This window comes from Marinobacterium jannaschii DSM 6295 (genome assembly GCF_000620085.1).
GTDB lineage: Bacteria > Pseudomonadota > Gammaproteobacteria > Pseudomonadales > Balneatricaceae > Pontibacterium > Pontibacterium jannaschii.
In genome coordinates this window covers 145,278-165,474 of the sequence record NZ_KK211064.1, presented here as the reverse complement: position 1 = coordinate 165,474, position 20,197 = coordinate 145,278, and the positions used below count along the sequence as shown (strand labels likewise).

Here is a 20,197-nt window from a genome sequence, read left to right as displayed (position 1 = left end):
TGGTTGCGGCGCGTAGCGGCAAAACCCAACATGGGTCTGAGCGCCCGTCTGAGAACAAGACTGCATGAAAAAGAACCTCCCTCCCCTCAACTGGTTACGCTCCTTTGAAGCTTCGGCCCGCTACCTGAGTTTTACCCAGGCGGCGCAGGAGCTGAATATGACCCAGGCCGCGATCAGCCAGCAGGTTAAGGGGCTGGAGGCTCAGCTGGGTACGCCGCTGTTCAAGCGCCTGGCGCGCGGGCTGGAGCTGACCGATGCCGGGCTGGCATTCCTGCCCGCCGTGCGCGAAGCCACCGACCGGCTCGCCGCCGCGACCGAAGAGATCTTCGGCCAGGGCCGCAACAAGCAACTGACCCTGCGCGCTAATCTGGTGTTTTTCACCACCTGGCTGGCGCCCCGCCTGCACCGCTTCCGCGAGCGCTATCCCGATGTCGGCCTGCGCTTTACCAGCAATATCTGGGTACGCGAGCAGGACAGCCCGGCGGATGTGGATATGGAGGTTCGTTACGGCAAGGGCTACTGGCCCGGGCTGGAGTCCGACCGCCTCACCTGGGACAAACTGTTCCCGGTCTGCAGCCCGACGCTGCTGCAGAGCCAGCCACTCAATCACCCAGCCGACCTGGCACAGCACACCCTGCTGCATGTGATCGGCTATGAGGAGGGCTGGGAGTACTGGCTGCAACAGATCGGCGAAGGCCAGCTGATCGCGCCGCGCGGCCTGCAGTTCGACACCCTGATCTCGGCACTGGAGATGGCGGCTCTGGGCGAGGGCCTGGCGCTGGGACGCAGTTCACTGGTGGCGGGTATGCTGGCTGATGGCCGCCTGGTCGCTCCCTTCGACGAGGTGATCGAAACCAACGAAGCCTTCCACCTCACCTACCCCGCCTCGGCGCTGAAGCATCCCGATGCCGGGCTGTTCCGTGACTGGTTGCTGGAGGAGGCAGAACTGGCGGCGCAAGCAGCGCCGATAAACTGTCCGTAGTACTCCGGCCCGCGTCATTCCGTATCGGCGGTCCTGCCGCTGCGGATCTCGTCATTGGCCGCCTTGCGCAGCATCTCGACGAAACCTTGCTCCACTTCGGTCAATGGCACACTGTCTGCCGTTACCAGATAGATCTCCGTCAGCGGCAGCTGTTCGTAGGGCGGTAACGGCCATAGCATGCCCGCTTCGACAAACAGCCGCGCCGCTTCCGTCGCCAGGGCGCCGAAACCGACCCCCGCCAGAATCAGGCGACGCACCTCCTCCTCATTAGAAGAGACCGCCACCAGCTTGCCCCAGAGCTGCTGTTCGGCACGGTAACGGGCAATCGCTCCCAGGCCCTCGCCGGGCTGGTCGCTCTCAAACGAAACATACGCCAGCCCCCTGAGGTCATCCAGCTGCAGGTCTTCCCGGCCATAGAGCGGATGGCTGCGGCCACAGTAAAACGCCATCTGCTCGTAGCCGACACCGTCAAAGCGCAAGCCCGTTTGCGACACCTTCTTATTGCTCAAACCGATCCGCAGCCGGCCATCGGCTACGGCGCTGACGATATCGGCGCTGGGCTGGGTATTGGTGGTAATGAATACATTCGGATAGCGGGCGTGGTATTGCGCCAGCGTCCTGTCCAGCGGCGGGCAGTGGATATGACTGGCGATCTCAATATTGATCTCACCGCTGATTTCGCCCGTCGGGGCAGCAAACTGATCCGCCAGGTGGCCCATGATACTGCCGATGGAAGAAGCCGACTCGTACACCCTAAGCCCCTGATCTGTCAGAGAAAAAACACCCTTTTTGCGGACGATCAGACGTTCGCCCAGGTACTCTTCCAGCCGCTTCAGCGCATTGCTGACACTGGGCTGGCTGTAGGCCAGTTTACGCGCTGCGCCGGTAATGCTGCCCTCATCGACAATGGTGATAAAGGTGTACAGCAGGTTCCAGTCCAGGTTGCGCAGAAAGCGATCTTGTGACGACAGCATAGCATCAGTCCAGTGATAGAGAAGCGGTTACACATAGCAGCTGGCTATGTATAGCATAATAACTATTCATTTGTTAAATGAGCGCCCGTTACAGACACTGCGATGGACGGTCCGTTATGGCCGCAGCACGATCAGGGCCGCGGCTTTCGGTGACCGACTCCATCAGCAGAGTCAGACCCAAAGGTAAAATAATATGAATAAGAACCTGCGCTCATTGGCCCTTTCTGCAATGCTTGCGATCGCCCCGGTTGGCAGCGCCCTGGCAGCAGACAACCTTACACTGCGTATTGGTACCGAAGGTGCCTACCCTCCGTTTAACTATTTCAGTGCCGATGGCCAGCTGGGCGGTTTCGATGTCGAGATTGGTAAGGCGCTGTGCGCAGAGATGCAGGCCCGCTGCAGCTTCGTGGCGCAGGACTGGGACGGCATTATTCCGGCCCTGAAGGCGGGCAAGTACGACGTGATTATCGCTTCGATGTTTATTACCGAGAAGCGTAAGAAACAGGTGCATTTCACCAATCCCTACCAGAAAGCGGCGATGACCTTTGTGGTGCCGAAAGACTCGCAGCAGAGCGACTTCTCGCCCGAGGCGATGGCCGGTAAGACCATCGGCGCCCAGGGTTCCAGCACCCAGGCCGATTACCTCACCGCGCTCTACCCGGATTCCGATGTCCGTCTCTATCCAACCCAGGACGCCGTCAATCTGGACCTGGTATCAGGCCGGCTGGACGCCCAGGTGGGGGATATGATCCCGATGCTGGACTGGACCCGCGGCTCCGAGGATGGCAGCTGCTGTAAGCTGGCTGGCGAGCCGATCACCGATCCCGCGTTTGTCGGTGAAGGCGTCGGTATGGCGGTCCGCCAGGAGGACGACGCCCTGCGCCAGAAGCTGAATAAGGCACTGGATACCATCGTTGCCAACGGGACTTATAAGGCGATTAACGACAAGTTCTTTGCCATCAACATTCTCACCCTGAAGTAAGCAGGGCCTCACTGCGGCGGTGCTGCCGGCGCCGCCGCAAGGTCAGCCGGAGGATGTTGTATGCAATGGTTTGATTACCTGGGTTTCGGCCAGCAGGGCTGGGGCGACGAACTGCTGGGCGGGCTGGGCATTACCCTGTCGCTGGCGTTGCTGACCCTGCCGCTGGGCCTTGCGATCGGGCTGGCGGTGGCGGCGGCGTCCGTCTCACAGAAGGCCCTGCCGCGCAGCGGCGCAGTGTTTTTTACCACCACGATTCGCGGCCTGCCGGAGCTGCTCACGCTGTTCATCATCTATCACGGTGCCGGACTGCTGATTAATAAAACGCTGAAGTGGCTTGATCCGCAGGCCGCCTTTTTCGAACTGAGCCCCTTTGTCGCCGGGGTTGTGGCCCTGGCGCTGGTGTTCGGCGGTTACTCCGGCGAAGTCCTGCGCGGTGCCTGGCAGGCGCTGGATCGCGGTCAGCGTGAGGCGGGGCTGGCCTTCGGGATGAGCCGCTGGCAGATCTTCCAGCGAGTCGAACTGCCACAGATCCTGCGTCTGGCGCTGCCGGGGCTGGGCAACCTGTGGATCAACCTGCTCAAGGACACGGCGCTGGTGTCGGTGATCGCCCTCAATGATCTGATGCGGATGGCCAACGTTGCCGTCGGCGCCACCAAGAAGCCGTTCCTGTTCTTTCTTACGGTCTGCCTGATCTACTGGATGATCTGCATCTTCTTTGAATGGTGTATCGCCCGGATGGAAAAACGCGCCAACCGTGGCGTACAGAGCCTCTAGCGGACGGGAGTCAATCTGATGTTTGAACTGCTTATAGACTACGGCCCGCGCCTGCTGGACGGTGCCCTGATGACCCTGAAACTGACATTCCTGTCGGTCAGCATCGCCGCCCTGCTGTCGCTGCCGCTGGCGATCCTGCGCCACTCCGGCGGCCTTGCGGTGCAGCTGCCGATCCGCCTTTATGTCTCGTTTTTCCGTGGCACGCCGCTGCTGGCGCAGCTGTTCCTGCTCTACTACGGCTCGGGTCAGTTTCGCCCGGAGCTGCAACAGCTGGAGCTGTGGTGGTTTTTCCGCGACCCCTTCTACTGCGCCCTGCTGACCTTCGCCCTGAACTCCGCCGCCTATCAGCTGGAGATTCTGCGCGGCGGCCTGCAGGCGGTGCCCCGCGGCGAGATCGAAGCCGGTATCGCCATCGGTATGACACCGCGTCTGCTGTACCAGAAGATCATTCTGCCGCACAGCTACCGCATCGCCTTTCCGGCACTGGGCAACGAGATCATCCTGATGCTTAAGGGTGGCGCGATCGCCAGTGTCATCACCATCCTCGACCTGATGGGCAACACCCGCCGGGTATTTTCGCAAACTTTTGATATCTCAGTGTATTTCTGGGCTGCGCTGATCTACCTGCTGATCACCACCGGCTTTGTGCTGCTGTGGCGCCTGGGCGAGAAACGCCTGACCCGGCATATGCAGCACCAGCTAAACGGCAGCCAGAGCACCACGCCGATCACCGCCACCCGAATGGAGGAGTCCGCCCATGTCAGCTAGTCCCGCGATGCCGCTTGCCACAGCCGGGATCGCCCTGCAGGCAGACGACCTGCACAAGTCCTACGGCGGTACTGAGGTGCTGAAAGGGGTGTCGCTGAGCGCCCGCCAGCATGATGTGATCAGCATCATCGGCTCCAGCGGTTCCGGCAAGAGTACCCTGCTGCGCTGCCTCAACCTGCTGGAGGTGCCGGAAGCCGGCCGCCTCAGCGTTCACGGCGAGGCCCTGGACCTGTCCGGAAACCGCTCGCGCCGCTTCCGTCGCCAGATGGAGCTGACCCGGCGCCGTCTCGGCATGGTGTTCCAGTCGTTCAACCTCTGGTCGCACATGACGGTGCTGGAGAACGTCATCCTCGGTCCCTGCGCCCTGCTCAGGCAGTCCCGTGACGCCGCCATAGCCCAGGCCGAAGTGCTGCTGGATCGGGTCGGCATGCTGAACAAATGCCATATGTATCCCGACCAGCTCTCCGGCGGCCAGAAACAGCGGGTGGCGATCGCCCGCGCGCTGGCGATGGACCCCGAGGTGATGCTGTTTGACGAGCCCACCTCGGCGCTCGACCCGGAACTGGTCAACGAAGTGCTGCAGGTAATCCGCGAACTGGCCGCAGAGGGCCGCACCATGATTATGGTGACCCATGAGATGCGCTTCGCCCGCGATGTCTCATCGCAGATCGTCTACCTGCATCAGGGACTCATCGCCGAACAGGGGCCGCCGGAGCAGCTGTTCGGCAACCCGCAATCCGAACAGCTGCAGCGATTTATCGCGTCACTTTACTGAATCCCCGAAACCACTGATCTGAGTGGTCACTGAAAAATATTCGATTGAGTTCGAAGGACCTTTTGCGGCCTGAACTCCAGTACTAGCAAAGGAAAACAGCCATGACACAGAACGAACTGAAAGCCCCCTACCTGGTATTTATGGGCGATGCCGAAGACCTGCTGATGGCCAAGGTTGCCAAGGGCGTGGCCCACTGGCGGCCGGAGAAATGTGTTGGCCAGATGCGCCTGCCCGGCGCTAAGGCCGACCTCGGCCTGACCGAAATGTCGGTACAGCAGGCCGCAGCGGCGGGGGCAAAGACCTTTATCCTCGGCCTGGCCCCGGCCGGTGGCAGCCTGCCGGCTGAATGGCTGCCGATTCTGATCGAGGCGATGGAGGCCGGTATGGATATCGCCAGCGGCCTGCATATCCGCCTCAACGCCATCCGGGATCTGGTGGCCGTGGCGGAGCGCACCGGCCAGCGCCTGATCGACGTACGCGAGCCCCAGGTGGAGATGGTCTGCGGTAACGGCCTGCCCCGTTCCGGCAAACGCCTGCTGGCGGTGGGCAGTGACTGCTGTGTCGGTAAGATGTTCTCCACCCTGGCGATCCATCAGGAGATGCAGCGCCGCGGTATCAACGCCACCTTCCGCGCCACCGGCCAGACCGGCATCCTGATCGAAGGGTCCGGGGTGCCGGTAGATGCCGTAATCTCCGATTTCATCGCCGGGGTTGTCGAGCAGCTGTCTCCGGCCAACGATCCGGATCACTGGGATATTATCGAAGGCCAGGGGTCGCTGTTTCACCCCGCCTACGCCGGGGTCAGCCTGGGCCTGCTGCATGGTGCTCAGGCCGATGTCATCATCGTGTGCCATGAATCCGGCCGTCAGCAGATGGACCTGATGGAGGGCTACCCGGTACCGGACCTGGATGCCGTGATCAAAACCAACCTGCAGCTGGGCGCGCTGACCAACCCGGCCATCCGCCTCGGCGGTATCGCGCTCAACACCTCCGCCCTGAGCCCGGCCGAAGCCGCTGCCGAGATTGCCCGTTGCCAGGCGCTGTACGGCGTCCCGGTGGTCGATCCGGTCCGGACCGGCGTCGCTGCGATCGTCGACGGGCTGGAGGGCTGAAGATGCGTACCCTGTCTATCAAGGCTGAAAAGTGGCCGCTGAAGAAGCCGTTCATCATCTCCCGCCTGGCACCGATGCATTTTGGCGAGGTTGTGGTAGTCGAGATCGAGCAGGACGGCCTGACCGGGCGCGGCGAATGCGAGCGTACCGAGGCGCTGGAAGCCGATTATCCACCGGTCAGCGACAGCATCGAACGGGCCCGCCATGCCATCGAGCAGGGTGCCAGCCGCAGTGAGCTGCTGCAGCTGATGCCGGCGGGTAGTGCCCGCAACGCGGTGGACTGCGCCCTGTTCGACCTCGAAGCGCAGCAACGCAACCAGCATGGCTGGCAGCTGGCCGGGCTGGCACAGGCACCTAAGGCGGTCACCACCGCCTACACCCTGTCGCTGGACAGCCCGGAGAATATGGCCGCCGTCGCAGCGGCCAACTGCGAACGTCCGCTGCTGAAGCTGAAGCTGGGGCGCCCGGGTGATGTCGAGCGGGTCGCGGCCGTGCGTGCCGCCGCGCCGGACTGCCGCCTGATGATCGATGCCAATACCGGCTGGAGCCTGGCGCAGTTGCAGGAGTACCTGCCCAAGCTGGCGGCGCTGGGCGTCGAGATGATCGAGCAGCCGCTGCCGCCCGAGCAGGATCACCTGCTGGATCAGGTCGAGCCGATCATCCCCATCGCAGCCGACGAATCCTGCCTCGACCGCAGTTCACTGCCGCGGCTGCAGGGCCGCTACCAGGTGGTAAATATCAAACTGGATAAGACCGGCGGTATGACCGAAGCACTGGCGCTGGCAAAAGCCGCCACCGAGCAGGGTTTCGAGATCATGGTCGGCTGCATGATCGGCACCTCGCTGGCGATGACGCCGGCACTGCTGCTGGCCCAGCAGGCACGCTGGGTCGACCTGGACGGCCCGTTACTGCTGGCGGAGGATCGCAGCGACGGCCTGCGCTATGAAGGCAGCCGTCTCCACCCGCCCGCCACGCCACTCTGGGGGTAAACCATGACCGCACCGCAGATCACACCCCGGCTGGAGATCGACCTGGCCAGGGTATGGCATAACAGCGCCCAGCTGAGCGGACGGCTGGCGCTGCGCAAAGTGGCCGTCACCGGCGTCACCAAGGTGGCACTGGGCGATCCGCGTATCGCCCGCGCCATGCTGCAGGGCGGTGTCAGCAGCCTCGGCGACTCGCGGATCGAGAACATCATCAAGATGCGCCAGGCCGGCATCCAGGCTGAATTTATGCTGCTGCGCTCACCCCAGCTGAGCCGTATCGATGACGTGGTGCAGTATGCCGATATCAGTCTCAACAGCGAGCCGGAGGTGATCCGCCGCCTCTCCGTCGCGGCGCAGCGTCTGGGGCGGCGTCACCGGGTACTGCTGATGCTGGAGCTGGGCGACCTGCGCGAAGGGATTCCGCTCAGCGAGATTGAGCAGGTGGTGAGTCTGTGCCGCAGCCTGCCCAATATCGACCTCGAAGGCATCGGTACTAACCTGACCTGCCTCAGCGGCGTCAAACCCGATGCCACCAATATGCACCGCCTGTCGGACACCGCCGTCCGGCTGCGCCAGCGCTTTGGCCTGCCGCTGCTGCAGGTCTCCGGCGGCAACTCCTCCAGCCTCGACTGGCTGCTGAACAGCGACAATATCGGCGCCGTCAATAACCTGCGGCTGGGCGAGGCGATCCTGCTGGGCCGGGAAACCCTCTACGGCCAGCCGCTGCCAGCGCTGTATCAGGATGCGATCAGCCTGGTAGCGGAAGTGATTGAGGCCAGGGTTAAGCCCTCAGTCCCGGAAGGCGAGCTGACACAGAACGCCTTTGGCGAACGTCCCAGCTTCGTACAACGCGGCGAATTCCAGCGCAGCATTCTGGCGATGGGGCTGCAGGATATCCAGCTTGCGGGCATAGTCCCGCAGCAGCCCGATCTGGCCGTGATTGGTGCCAGCAGCGATCACCTGGTGCTGGACTCCGGCCGCCATCCGCTGCAGGTGGGTGATGAGGTGCGCTTTAACCTGAATTACGCCGCGACGCTGGCGGCAATGACCTCCCCCTTTGTCGAGAAAACCTATCTCAATGAGGGCAGCGCCGAGCACTCCCCGTCCGGCGTCCGGTCGCCGTCTGCCACGCCCCGGCAGCCGGCCGATAGTTAAGCCGCGACGACAGGGTTCCCTATCCGGCCCTGTCGTTTCTGGTTGCCTGACTTAACCAATCACGACCCCTTTCCACCTGCGCTGGACAGCCCGTACGGCATAGCCTCCAGCGATTTCACGCCCTGCCGCCCAGGTATAAATATTCTTGGGCCTCAGGGCTTTTTTTTATTGCTTGTTGCCATCAGGGCCTCAGGACACACTCGGCCTCAGACAAGCAACCTGATCAAAAAGGCAGCAATGGATGCTGCCCGCCCCGGGGCCGGTTGCGATGATTCAACGCCTGAGCACAACACAGATTCAGGCGGACAGCTTAATAAAAATAACAGTCATTGGAGGCTCACGATGAGCAATCAGAACAGCGCCCTGAAGGCCCCAGAAAATACCCGCCCGGATCTGGGCAACCGGCACCCGCTGACGCCACTGCTGGCACCCCAGTCCGTTGCCCTGATCGGCGCATCCACCCAGGTGGACGCCGCCGGTAACGATATGGTGCTGGAGCTGCTCGACGGCGGTTTTATGGGCCACGCCTATGCGGTCAATCCGAAATATGACGAGATCGAGGGTATTCGCTGTTATGCCGCCCTCAGCGCCCTGCCGGAGGTGGTCGACCTGGCGGTGATTGCGGTGGGTAACGGCCGCATCGAAGCGGTACTGGACGAGGCGATCGAACTGGGCGTCGGTGCCGCCGTGATCTTCGGCAGTGCCTATCTGGATGAGGATCCACAGCTGTCGGAGCGCATTCGTGACAAGGCCCGCACCGCCGGGATGCCGATCTGCGGTGCCAACTGCATGGGCTTCTACAACATGGACCAGGGCCTGCGCGCCTTCCCGCAGCATATCGCCCGCGACTTCCGCCCCGGCGGTGTGACCTATATCAGCCAGTCCGGCTCGGTACTGACCGGCCTGCTGTGGAACGACCAGAAACTGCGCTTTAACCTGGCGGTATCCGCCGGTATGGAGCTGGTGACCACCGCCGCCGACTACATGGACTATGCGCTGGAACAGCCCAGCACCCGGGTGATCGCGCTGTTTCTGGAAGCGGTACGCGATCCGGACGCCTTTGTCGCCGCACTGGAGAAGGCGCGCCAGAAAGAGATCCCGGTGGTGGTGTTGAAGGCCGGTCGCAGCGAAGCCGCCGCCGCCCTGGCGGTCAGCCACTCCGGCGCCATCGCTGGTGACGATGCTGCCTACCAGGCGCTGTTCGAGCGCTACGGCGTAATCCGGGTGAAGAGCCTCGACGAACTGGCCGCCACTTCATTGCTGCTGTCCCAGCCACGCCGCATGGCCGCTGGCGGCATCGCGGCGATCGGTGACTCCGGCGGCGAGCGTGAGGTACTGATGGACCTGGCCGATGAGGCCAATGTGCCCTTCGCGGCGATCAATGACGACACCGTTGCCAGCCTGAAGGAGAACCTCGACCCGGGGCTGGAACCGATCAACCCGCTGGATGCCTGGGGCACCGGCAACAACTACCAGCAGATTTTCGAACACTGCTGGCAGGCGCTGATGGACGACCCGGACACCGCCATGGGGGTGTTTATGGCCGACCTGACCTCGCGCTTCTGGCTGCACGAATCCTTTGCCCGGGTCTGCCGCCGTGTCTCTATGCGCTCCACCAAGCCGGTGGTGATGCTGACCAACCATGTCGGCACCGACTCGCAGGATCTGGCGATGCGCCTCTGCCGTGCCGGGATTCCGGTACTGGATGGCACCGAACAGGGCCTGTCGGCGATCCGTCATGCCATGGACTACCGCGACTTCCTGAAAAAACCACAGGACAACCTGCCTGAGGCGGTCGGCCTCGATATCAGCCTGAAATGGCGTACCCGCCTGAGCCAGGCGCAGATGCTGGACGAATATGAAGGGCTGCAGCTGCTGCAGGATTACGGCGTGCCGACCCAGGCGGCGATGCTGGCCGACTCACTGCAAGAGGCACTGCAGGCTGGCGAACAGGTCGGCTATCCGCTGGTGCTGAAAACCGCCATGCCGGGCATCCTGCATAAATCCGATGTCGGTGGCGTCAAGCTCAACCTGCAGGACAGCGCCCAGCTGCGTGACGCTTATGAAGATATCAATAGCCGTCTCGGCAGCCGGGTACTGCTGGCCGGGATGGCCCAGGGCACGGCCGAAGTCGCCTTTGGCGTCCTCAACGATCCACAGTTCGGCCCGATGGTGATGATCGCCGGGGGCGGCATTTTCATCGAGGTGCTGCGCGACCGCCAGATCGCGCTGGCCCCGGTCGGCCAGCGCGATGCCCGCGAGATGATCGACAAGCTGGCGATGCGCCCGCTGCTGGATGGCCTGCGCGGTCAGGAAGCCTGCGATGTCGATGCCGTGGCCCATGCCCTCTCCCGCCTGTCGCTGCTGGCCAGCGACCTGGGTGATCTGATCGCCGAGATGGATGTGAATCCGGTCAAGGTCAGCGCTGCAGGCTGTGTCGCCGTCGACGCTCTGGTGGTCCCCAAGGCGGCCCTGGAAACCGAACAGCAATCTGTTCAGCAGGAGACCCACTGATATGGACTTTGAAACCATCAACTACCGCCTCGAAGGCCCGGTGGCGATGATCGGCCTTAACCGGCCCGATAAGCTCAACGCCATCAGCCAGCAGATGGTGGCCGAGCTAAACCAGGCGATGGACGCCGCCGAAGCAGACGACGCGGTACGGTCGATCCTGCTCTATGGCGAAGGCAAGGCGTTCTCTGCCGGCTTCGATATCGAAGCCGGCACCGCCGACGGTGATATCACCGCCAAGCGCGCCCTGCTGGAGAATGACTTCAAGCTGATCATGCGCTTCTGGGACTCGCCCAAGCCGACCATCGCCGCACTCCACAAGTACTGCCTCGGCAGCGCACTGGAGATCGCCATGGCCTGTGATATCACCCTCTGCGCCGAGAACACCCGCCTCGGCGTGCCGGAGGTGAAGTTCGGCTCCGGCATCGTCGCCCTGCTGATGCCCTGGATCAGCGGCCCGAAACAGGCCAAGGAACTGCTGATGAGCGGCAACGACCGGGTCACTCCGGAACGGGCGCTGCAACTGGGGCTGATCAACCAGGTCTCCAGCGAAGAGGAGCTGCTCAGCGATGCACTGCAGACCGCCCACAGCCTGGCGATCCTCGACCAGACCGCAGTACGTCTGACCAAGCTGGCGATCAACCGCAGCTGCGACATTATGGGGCTGAGGCAGGCGCTGCTGCAGGCACTGGAGCTGGATGTAGTAATAGAGACCACCGAGACCGCTGAGTCGCGGCAGTTTAACGAAGTGCTGGCCCAGGATGGCCTCAAGGCCGCCCTGGCCTGGCGCGAAGCGCAGTTCGCCTCGCCTGAAAGCTAGTCTTCTACCAGCGGTAGCTAATCCTCGACCAGAGGTACTTAATCCTCGACCAGAGGTACGAAGGACACGGCCAGCACGGTGCGCTGTTTCAGCTCGCCCTGCTGGTCTTTTTCCAGTAACAGCAGGGTCTGGCGGTAGCCCGCCATTCCCACCGGAATCACCATCCGGCCACCCGGTGCCAGTTGCTGCATCAGCGGCCGGGGAATCATCCTCGCGGCGGCGGTGACGATAATGGCGTCGAACGGGGCCTGCTCCTGCAAGCCATGAAAACCATCGCCCAGATAGCAGTGAACGCCGTAGCCGAGGGATTTCAGGCGCTGACTGGCGCGTCGATAGAGCAGTTCATGGCGCTCCAGCGTATGTACCTCGCCACAGAGTTCAGCCAGCACCGCCGCCTGATAGCCGGAACCGGTACCCACCTCCAGCACCCGCTGCTCATATTTCAGCTGCAGCAGTTCGGTCATAATGGCGACGATAAAGGGTTGCGAGATGGTCTGCTCACAGGCGATCGGCAGGGCACAGTTATCCCAGGCCTCGAGGCGGAATTCCGGCAGCACAAACTTCTCACGCGGTACCCGCGCCAGCGCCTGTTTCACGTTAGTGGAGAGTTCAGCCACCCCGGTCTCGGCCGACGTCAGCCGTACATCCAGCTCGATCTGCCGCATCAGCGTTGCCTGATTAGCCATACTCCCTCCACTGCCAGAACCGCATACTCTGCATTTAGCATAGCCAGTCACGGCGCGCTTGGGCAGAGTCTAAAGGCCCCTTGGATCAGCAAGGTCGGGGATTTAAGGCAAATGGCTGATTTCGGGAGTGAGATGCGTAGGCTGTGGATGAGTCTGCTAACCCCAACAATCAGGATCGAATTTTGCGGCTATTCGTAACTTTGGAGCAGTGTTGGGTTTGTCGCTGCGCTCCTCAACCCAATCTGCCTAGGAATTAATTAAAGGCCTTTAGCTCAATAATTAATAATAAGAAAAATAGATTACGAGAATAATCATCCTAAAAAAAGGGGTGCACATTTTATCTACAAATACTGCGAATTCAATATTTTAAAGGCATATCTATGTCACTTTCTATTGATGAACATTAGGAATGTACTTTAAGGCAAAGGTGAAAATATTTCTTTAAGGTCACTTGATGACGGGAAGCCAGTAAATGTCGCTTCTGGCTTCAGCTTTCGCCTTTGGTCTACACAGTTGTGCTTGCAAATCAATATTGAAATTAAGTGATAGAAAACTATATTTGGGCACAAGGAATACGACGAAGACCGCATGATATGTGGATAAGTATTTCGGGACTTTCGCTCAAGGTGAGCAATAAAAAGCCCCGTGGTGCTCCAACACTCACGAGGCTCTGCCAAGAAGGCATTGTCCATACAGCAGCCGGCTCACTGGCAAGCGCTATAGGATGATTGCAACCGGATTATAGTTCTTGCCAATGCCACTGTCAGCACTGTACGTGTGGACAGTGGTATCGAGTGTGGGCCGGTTTGGTACCAACCTACACAAAGGACTTTTATGAGAAGTAAATTTTTACGGTTTACCTTTGCAATAGCTCGAGCGATTCAACTAGCGATTTTTGTAGAGGATAAGCTAATTCCTACGATCGCTGATTGGCTAAGTAAGCTTGATTGGTTCGATTAAATATTAACGGCGGGGTAACCCGCCTTTTTTATTGCTTACAGAATCACTACAAAATTTTATAGCTTATATACCGTACAAGAAAAAAAGGCTCTTCCAGCTAATCTTGAATGAAATGAATCGAATGTTAAGAAGCTTAATAGACAGGGTATTTGAGTGGCGGGAGCGGGAAAAGGGTACCCGCCCCCGCGCGGGGAGCTAAAGGGTCAGGGAGCCGAGCCCTGACCCTTTAAAGTGGCGAAGAAGCTTAGGCTTCAGCTGCCAGGATCTGTTCGATCGCTTTTTCCAGACGCGCTAGACCGGCTTCGATCTCGGCGTCTTCCACCAGCAGGGATGGAGTGAAACGCAGGACGTTCGGGCCAGCAACCAGCATCATCAGGCCGTTGGCGTGCGCGGCTTTGTTGAATTCACCGGCACGGCCGTGGAATTTCTCAACCAGCTCGGCACCGATCAGCAGGCCAGCGGAACGGACTTCCTTGAAGATCTCAAACTTAGCGTTGAGTGCGTCCAGGCCTTGCAGGAACAGCTTGTTCTTAGCGTTAACGCCGTCCAGAGTCTCCGGGGTGTTAACGATATCCAGAACGGTAGACGCGACCTTACAAGCCAGCGGGTTACCGCCGTAGGTGCTGCCGTGAGTACCCATCACGAAGCTGGCCGCAACCTTAGCGGTGGTCAGCATCGCGCCAACCGGGAAGCCGCCGCCCAGGGCTTTAGCCGTAGACAGGATGTCTGGAGTAACGCCCAGGCCTTCGTAGGCGTACAGGTGACCGGTACGGCCCACACCTGTCTGCACTTCGTCGAATACCAGCAGGGCGTTGTGCTCATCGCACAGCTCGCGCACCGCTTTGGCGAATTCAGGATCAGCCGGGATGATACCGCCTTCACCCTGGATCGGTTCCATTACCACGGCACAGGTCTTGTCGGAGATCGCCGCCTTCAGGGCTTCGATATCGTTGAACGGTACGTGATTGATGCCGCCTGGTGCTGGCTCGAAACCTTCACGGTATTTAGGCTGACCACCAACGGATACGGTGAACAGGGTACGGCCGTGGAAGGCTTTCTCGAAGGCGATGATTTCGTTCTTTTCCGGGCCGAAGTTGTCGAAGGCATATTTACGCGCCAGTTTGAAGGCGGCTTCGTTGGCTTCAGCGCCGGAGTTGCAGTAGAAAACGCGGTCGGCAAAAGTGGCTTCGGTCAGCTTCTGACCCAGCTCCAGTGCCGGCTCGTTGGTGTAAACGTTGCTCAGGTGCCACAGCTTGTCGGCCTGCTCTTTCAGCGCAGCGACCAGTTTAGGGTGGTTGTGGCCCACGCAGTTCACGGCGATACCGCCGGCAAAGTCGATGAACTCATTGCCGTCCTGATCCCATACGCGGGTACCTTCACCGCGCACCGGAACCATCTGCTGCGGGTTGTAGTTAGGTACCATTACATCGTCAAAAACGCTGCGGGTCAGTTCAGTCATGATTATCTCCCGATTTATATGTGCTTTATGCACCGTTATTTTTGCCTGACAGTCGATGCACCGTAAGTACCAGATGCTATCTCGTGACTATCCACATTAGGCGTTCGTTAAGGGGCGGGCAAACAAGTAATATTTACCCCCCCATATAATTTTTTTAAGCTGCGTTCAGGTTGTTCAGTTCGCGCACTGCCACCGACATCATCGCCAGGTTTGGTGCGCTCTGCAGCGCGATCTCATCCAGCGTCAGGCGGAACTGCTGCAGCGACTGGGCGTAGCTGCCCTGCCACAGTGCCAGACGCTCGGACACCGGCAATGCGGCATCGGTGCGGGCCAGCAGGTCGGCGCTGACCTGGGCGGTGAGGGCATCCAGTTCGTTGCGCAGGGTGGCACGTGCCTTACGGCTCCACAGGTCGTCATCCGGCAGCTGGCTCACCAGCTGCTGCAGGCTGTTGAGGTTCAGTGCCTGCTTCAGGCCGAAGTAGGCCGCAGCGGCTTCGCTGACCGCCTGACTCTCGCCGGCCAGCTGGACAATATCCAGGCCGTAGTAGAGGTAATCCAGCGCTGCCAGCGGCTCGGCCAGCTCGGCCGGAATCTCCTGGCTGACCAGGGTCGCGGTCTTGCGCTGCAGGGCGTCGGCATCAGCAGCGCCCAGCAGGGTTGGCAGCTGTCGGGCGATATCGGCAATCGCACCGCTGAACTGCTGTTCCAGCGTGCTGATCGACAGCGGCGCGGCGTTGCGACGCAACAACCAGACACAGACCTCTTCCAGCAACTCCTGAATCCGCATCAGCTGGGCCCGGAACAGGCTGTCATCGATCTGGCCTTCCAGTGCTTCCAGCTGCGCCCAGATCGCCGGGATGCCCATAATACGGCTGGCGGCGAAGAAGGCACGTACCGCATCCAGCGCGCTGCAGCGGGTTTCGGCCTGCAGGTAGCTGATAAAGGTGGAGCCCATGCGATTCAGCGACAGGTTGGTGATATGGGTGGCGATCAGTTCGCTGCGCAGCGGATGCTGCTGCAACTGCTCGGCCATGTTCTCACGGATTGCGCTCGGGAAATAGGCCGGCAGCTCGGCCGCCAGGTCAGCATCCTCACCGACACCGGCTTCGATCAGCTGGTCGAACAGCCACAGCTTGCTGTAGGCCATCAGCACGGCGATCTCCGGGCGGCTCATGCCCTGGCCGTCACGGGCCAGCTGCTCCAGTTGCTCGTCATCCGGCAGGTATTCCAGTTCGCGGTTGAGGCGACCGGCCTGCTCCAGGCCCTGGATCAGGCGACGATGGTCGTTGATCAGCTCGGCAGCCTGGGTGGCGCAGAGGCTGAGGATCTGGCTCTGCTGGTAGTTGTGCTTCAGCACCAGCGCAGAGACCTCATCGGTCATGCTTTCCAGCAGCTGGTTACGCTGCTTCTCGGTCATATCCTGATTCTCGACCTGACGGCCCAGCAGGATCTTGAGGTTAACCTCATGGTCGGAGCAGTCCACCCCACCGGCGTTGTCGATGGCATCGCTGTTGATCAGGCCGCCGTTACGGGCGATCTCGATCCGGGCACGCTGGGTCAGTCCCAGGTTCCCGCCCTCGCCCACCACTTTGGCGCGCAGTTCAGGGGCATCGATGCGTACCGCTTCGTTGGCGCGATCGCCGACTTCGGCGTGGCTCTCATCGCTGGCCTTAACGTAGGTACCGATACCGCCGTTCCAGAGCAGGTCGACCGGCGCCTTGAGGATCGCGTTGATCAGCTCGTTCGGCGTCATGCGGTTCTTTTCCAGCCCCAGCGCGGCACAGGCCTGGCTGCCGAGGGTGATCGACTTGGCGCTGCGGGAGTAGATACCGCCGCCTTCGGAGATCAGACCGCTGTCGTAATCTTCCCAGCTGGAGCGCGGCAGGTTGAAGAGGCGGTTACGCTCCTCCCAGCTGCTGGCCGCGTCCGGAGTCGGGTCGATAAAGATATGCATATGGTTGAAGGCCGCGACCAGGCGGATATGCTTCGACAGCAGCATGCCATTACCGAACACGTCACCGGCCATATCGCCGACGCCGACCACGCTGAAGTCCTGGTTCTGGCAGTCGATATTCTGTTCGTTGAACAGGCGCTTGACCGATTCCCAGGCACCGCGGGCAGTGATGCCCATGCCCTTGTGGTCGTAGCCGTTGCTGCCGCCGGAGGCGAAAGCATCGCCGAGCCAGAAGCCGTACTCTTCAGAGATGCCGTTGGCGATATCGGAGAAGGTCGCGGTGCCCTTGTCGGCGGCGACTACCAGGTAAGGATCGTCCTCGTCGTGACGTACCACATTCTGTGGCGGCACGATCTCGTCGCCGCGACGGTTATCGGTGATATCCAGCAGGCCACGAATAAAGGTCTTGTAGCAGCGGATACCCTCAGCCAGCATCGCCTCGCGGTCGCCCTGAGGCAGTTGTTTCGGTACGAAACCGCCTTTGGCACCGACCGGCACGATCACCGCGTTTTTCACCATCTGCGCCTTCACCAGACCCAGTACCTCGGTACGGAAGTCTTCACGGCGGTCGGACCAGCGCAGGCCACCACGGGCGACCTTACCGGCACGCAGGTGGACACCTTCCACGTAAGGCGCGTAGACGAAGATCTCGAACGCCGGACGCGGCTCAGGGGCAAACTCGATCGCCGAGGTGTTGATCTTGAAGGAGACGTAGTCCTTATCCACCTGATAGAAGTTGGTGCGCAGCGTCGCCTGCAGGATCGCCAGATAGTGACGCAGGATACGGTCTTCATCCAGGTTATCGACCTTGTCCAGCGCGGCTTCGATCTGGCTTACCAGTTCGGCGCAATGGCTGTCGCGCGCCGCGGCTTTGGCCGGGTCGAAACGCTGCTCGAACAGTTTCACCAGTTGCGCGGTAATGGCGCTGTTGTTGACCAGGGTCTGTTCCATATAGTGTTGGGAGAATGGCACACTCAGCTGCAGTAAGTACTTACACAAGGCACGCAGCATAATGACCTGCTGCCAGCTCAGACCGGCGGAGATCACCAGACGGTTAAAGCCGTCGTTCTCGATCCGTCCGGCATAGGCGTGGCGGAAGCTCTGCTGGAACTGGCTGCGCAGGCTGCTGTTCTCCATATCCAGCCCCTGAGCCACCTCGAGGCGGAAGTCCAGCAACCAGAGGTTATCTTCACCGCTGTCGGCCAGCTGGTACGGGGTGGCGCTGAGCACGCGCACGCCCATCTGCTCCAGGATCGGCAGCACATCGGACAGCGCCATAGTGCCGCCCAGGCCGAGGACGCGGAAATGCACTTCGTCACGGGTCTCGACGGTCTGGTAGAGGTAGCTCTGCATCGGCTCGGCGGCCGTCAGCTCGCCCAGGCGCAGCAGGTCGCTGACCGCACGGCCCGGCAGGGTGTCGTCGCGATAGGCCGCCGGCAGGCGCTCGGAGAAGCGGCGGAACAGGCGATTGGCCTCGGCTTCCGGCAGGCGCTGCAGCAGGGACTGGTGCAGACGCTCCTGCCAGGAGGTCATCGCCAGCTTGATGCGGTCAGTGAGGCGCGCCACGTCGAGGCGCTTCTCGTTGGCCTTGTGGCAGTGGATGGTGAACTGCAGCATCATCAGCGGCTTTTCCGACAGGCGCACGCCAAACTCGGCGCTGTGGCCGTCGAACTCCTGCAGCAGGATCTGGCGGATCTTCTGGCGTACCGCGGTGTTGAACTGGTCACGCGGGATCAGCAGCAGCACCTTGATAAAGCGGTCGTGGTGGTCGGGACGCAGGAACACCGCCAGGCTGCGGCGTTCGATACTGGCCAGCATCCCCAGCGCGGTCTGCTCCAGTACTTCATCGCTGGTCTGCAGCATCTCATCACGCGGATACTGCTGCAGCACTTCGCGCAGCTCCTTATCGCTGTAGCTGCCCTCGGGCAGGTCAAGCTTATCCAGCATACGCTGGATCTTGCGGCGCAGCAGCGGCACCTGGTCGGCCGGGGTATCGTAGGCACGGGCGCTGTAGAGACCGAAGAAACGCCATTCGCCGCGCACGCGGCCATCGATCACCTGCTTCACGCCGACATAGTCGAGGTGGGCATCACGCTGCACCGTGGTGCGGCTGGTGGACTTGGTCAGCACCAGTGACTCGCACTGGCGCGCCAGACGGCTCTGCTCGGCATTGAGGCGGATCAGTGCCTGGTCATCGCTGACCGGCTCGGCAAAGTTGCCCAGGCCGCTGCCCGGCTGGTAGATCAGGTCACAGCAACCGTCGTTGTTCTCTTTCAGGTCGTAGTAGCGGTAGCCCAGCAGCAGGAAATTATCTTCGGCCAGCCAGCGCAGGAAAGCGGCGTTCTCCGCTTCTGACTGTTGCTCCAGCCACTCGGCCGCGTCGCCCAGGCGCTCACGCATCCGCAGCTGATCCTGTACCGCGGAACGGACATCAGTCAGTACTCGCTTCAGCTCTGCTTCAACGGCGGTCAGCTCTGCCTTCTCCTGCTGGCGATCAATCTCCAGACGCAGGCAGGCTTCGGCAGCGGTCTTTTCGGAGACTTTCTCGTGCAGTGCCAGCAGCTGACCCGCAGCGTCACGCTCGACGTTCAGCACCGGATGGCTGATCTGGTGGATGCGGATACCGGCACGGGCCAGCTCGTTGGTGACCGAGGCGGTAATAAAGTTCATGTCGTCCAGCAGTACCTCAACGATACTGTGGTTGCTGTGCCAGCGGTGTTGCTGGGGGTCGGTGTTATAGACCCGCACCAGTACTTCACCGCTCTGGCGTTGTTGCAGCAGATCCCAGACGCATAACAGCGCACCGTACTGATCTTCGGCATCTTTCGGGAGTTGTGCGGTCGGGTTACCCAGGAATGCCTGCGCCAGCTGCTGCAGGGAACCGGATTCAACCTTCGGCAGGCGCTCAGTAAGCAGGGCGCCGACCTGTTCGATACTGTTTTTGTTGTTATGCGTCAGTGTGTTCATAGCACCTTCTGATCTGCTGCAAAAAGAATGTGGGGTGGGCTGCTGGCAGGCCCCTTGTAAGGGCCGGCAAAACAGCCGGTTCAGGCCGGGTAGGCCTGAGGAAACTTCTATACAGGCATTATCAGTGAAGGGCAGAACAAGCAACAGGCGGGGAATTTCACTAAGGCGACGCGAAATTTAAACGCGCTGCCATTGGACGCCAAAGCAACGCCGGGCGACAAAAAACACCCTGATCACACGCCAGTTGCCCGGCGTGTGATCAGGGGGTGCTTGAAGTTAATCGATTGCGGCAAAGGAGTTGGCGGGTAAAACCGCTTCAGCATTGCACCGCA

14 protein-coding genes are annotated in these 20,197 nt (G+C 61.0%); 10 read left to right on the top strand and 4 right to left on the bottom strand.

Features of this window, described 5'->3' with window-relative positions:
* Nucleotides 1–64: 64 nt before the first annotated feature.
* On the top strand, nt 65–982 hold the full coding sequence (gcvA, locus tag Q354_RS0116675) for a transcriptional regulator GcvA (protein ID WP_027858587.1): 918 nt from the start codon (nt 65–67) through the stop codon (nt 980–982).
* Nucleotides 983–996: 14 nt separating this feature from the next.
* Here gcvA and Q354_RS0116670 read toward each other — a convergent pair whose 3' ends face one another.
* Nucleotides 997–1,956, bottom strand: a complete 960-nt coding sequence (locus Q354_RS0116670) for a LysR family transcriptional regulator (protein ID WP_027858586.1) — start codon at nt 1,954–1,956, stop codon at nt 997–999.
* Nucleotides 1,957–2,149: 193 nt separating this feature from the next.
* Here Q354_RS0116670 and Q354_RS0116665 point away from each other — a divergent pair, with 193 nt between their 5' ends.
* From Q354_RS0116665 to Q354_RS0116625, 9 genes are all read left to right on the top strand, one after another.
* Nucleotides 2,150–2,938, top strand: a complete 789-nt coding sequence (locus tag Q354_RS0116665) for an ABC transporter substrate-binding protein (protein WP_036230307.1) — start codon at nt 2,150–2,152, stop codon at nt 2,936–2,938.
* A gap of 60 nt (nt 2,939–2,998) precedes the next feature.
* Nucleotides 2,999–3,712 (top strand): ABC transporter permease, encoded by a 714-nt coding sequence (locus Q354_RS0116660; RefSeq protein WP_027858584.1) that lies wholly within the window; start codon nt 2,999–3,001, stop codon nt 3,710–3,712.
* An 18-nt stretch (nt 3,713–3,730) separates the two neighbouring features.
* Nucleotides 3,731–4,480: an ABC transporter permease gene (locus tag Q354_RS0116655; protein ID WP_027858583.1), complete on the top strand. Its 750-nt coding sequence runs from the start codon at nt 3,731–3,733 to the stop codon at nt 4,478–4,480.
* Nucleotides 4,470–5,255, top strand: coding sequence for an ATP-binding cassette domain-containing protein (locus tag Q354_RS0116650; protein ID WP_281174733.1), 786 nt, complete (start codon nt 4,470–4,472; stop codon nt 5,253–5,255). Before Q354_RS0116655 ends, Q354_RS0116650 begins: the two co-directional genes overlap by 11 nt.
* Before the next feature lie 101 nt (nt 5,256–5,356).
* Entirely contained in the window at nt 5,357–6,367 is a 1,011-nt protein-coding gene (dgcN, locus tag Q354_RS0116645; protein WP_027858581.1) for an N-acetyltransferase DgcN, read from the top strand.
* 2 nt (nt 6,368–6,369) lie between these two features.
* A complete protein-coding gene (gene dgcA, locus Q354_RS0116640) occupies nt 6,370–7,356 on the top strand; it encodes an N-acetyl-D-Glu racemase DgcA (protein ID WP_027858580.1) in 987 nt (328 codons plus the stop codon).
* 3 nt (nt 7,357–7,359) lie between these two features.
* Complete coding sequence (locus Q354_RS26215) at nt 7,360–8,508, top strand: alanine/ornithine racemase family PLP-dependent enzyme (RefSeq protein WP_051560221.1); 1,149 nt, start codon at nt 7,360–7,362, stop codon at nt 8,506–8,508.
* 342 nt (nt 8,509–8,850) lie between these two features.
* A complete protein-coding gene (locus tag Q354_RS0116630) occupies nt 8,851–11,022 on the top strand; it encodes an acetate--CoA ligase family protein (RefSeq protein WP_051560220.1) in 2,172 nt (723 codons plus the stop codon).
* A 1-nt stretch (nt 11,023) separates the two neighbouring features.
* Nucleotides 11,024–11,839, top strand: coding sequence for an enoyl-CoA hydratase/isomerase family protein (locus tag Q354_RS0116625; RefSeq protein ID WP_027858578.1), 816 nt, complete (start codon nt 11,024–11,026; stop codon nt 11,837–11,839).
* Nucleotides 11,840–11,877: 38 nt separating this feature from the next.
* Here Q354_RS0116625 and Q354_RS0116620 read toward each other — a convergent pair whose 3' ends face one another.
* The 3 genes from Q354_RS0116620 to Q354_RS0116605 all read right to left on the bottom strand — a co-directional run bounded on the left by Q354_RS0116620 (nt 11,878) and on the right by Q354_RS0116605 (nt 19,865).
* A complete protein-coding gene (locus Q354_RS0116620) occupies nt 11,878–12,525 on the bottom strand; it encodes a protein-L-isoaspartate(D-aspartate) O-methyltransferase (RefSeq protein WP_027858577.1) in 648 nt (215 codons plus the stop codon).
* A 1,204-nt stretch (nt 12,526–13,729) separates the two neighbouring features.
* Nucleotides 13,730–14,944, bottom strand: coding sequence for an aspartate aminotransferase family protein (locus Q354_RS0116610; RefSeq protein WP_027858576.1), 1,215 nt, complete (start codon nt 14,942–14,944; stop codon nt 13,730–13,732).
* Between the two features lie 154 nt (nt 14,945–15,098).
* Nucleotides 15,099–19,865: an NAD-glutamate dehydrogenase gene (locus Q354_RS0116605; protein WP_027858575.1), complete on the bottom strand. Its 4,767-nt coding sequence runs from the start codon at nt 19,863–19,865 to the stop codon at nt 15,099–15,101.
* Nucleotides 19,866–20,197: the final 332 nt, after the last annotated feature.

What these genes read in the sequence shown, in the direction of transcription:
- gcvA (WP_027858587.1), top strand. Translation starts at nt 65, where the DNA reads ATGAAAAAGAACCTCCCTCCCCTCAACTGGTTACGCTCCTTTGAAGCT.
- Q354_RS0116670 (WP_027858586.1), bottom strand. Translation starts at nt 1,956, where the DNA reads ATGCTGTCGTCACAAGATCGCTTTCTGCGCAACCTGGACTGGAACCTG.
- Q354_RS0116665 (WP_036230307.1), top strand. Translation starts at nt 2,150, where the DNA reads ATGAATAAGAACCTGCGCTCATTGGCCCTTTCTGCAATGCTTGCGATC.
- Q354_RS0116660 (WP_027858584.1), top strand. Translation starts at nt 2,999, where the DNA reads ATGCAATGGTTTGATTACCTGGGTTTCGGCCAGCAGGGCTGGGGCGAC.
- Q354_RS0116655 (WP_027858583.1), top strand. Translation starts at nt 3,731, where the DNA reads ATGTTTGAACTGCTTATAGACTACGGCCCGCGCCTGCTGGACGGTGCC.
- Q354_RS0116650 (WP_281174733.1), top strand. Translation starts at nt 4,470, where the DNA reads ATGTCAGCTAGTCCCGCGATGCCGCTTGCCACAGCCGGGATCGCCCTG.
- dgcN (WP_027858581.1), top strand. Translation starts at nt 5,357, where the DNA reads ATGACACAGAACGAACTGAAAGCCCCCTACCTGGTATTTATGGGCGAT.
- dgcA (WP_027858580.1), top strand. Translation starts at nt 6,370, where the DNA reads ATGCGTACCCTGTCTATCAAGGCTGAAAAGTGGCCGCTGAAGAAGCCG.
- Q354_RS26215 (WP_051560221.1), top strand. Translation starts at nt 7,360, where the DNA reads ATGACCGCACCGCAGATCACACCCCGGCTGGAGATCGACCTGGCCAGG.
- Q354_RS0116630 (WP_051560220.1), top strand. Translation starts at nt 8,851, where the DNA reads ATGAGCAATCAGAACAGCGCCCTGAAGGCCCCAGAAAATACCCGCCCG.
- Q354_RS0116625 (WP_027858578.1), top strand. Translation starts at nt 11,024, where the DNA reads ATGGACTTTGAAACCATCAACTACCGCCTCGAAGGCCCGGTGGCGATG.
- Q354_RS0116620 (WP_027858577.1), bottom strand. Translation starts at nt 12,525, where the DNA reads ATGGCTAATCAGGCAACGCTGATGCGGCAGATCGAGCTGGATGTACGG.
- Q354_RS0116610 (WP_027858576.1), bottom strand. Translation starts at nt 14,944, where the DNA reads ATGACTGAACTGACCCGCAGCGTTTTTGACGATGTAATGGTACCTAAC.
- Q354_RS0116605 (WP_027858575.1), bottom strand. Translation starts at nt 19,865, where the DNA reads ATGAACACACTGACGCATAACAACAAAAACAGTATCGAACAGGTCGGC.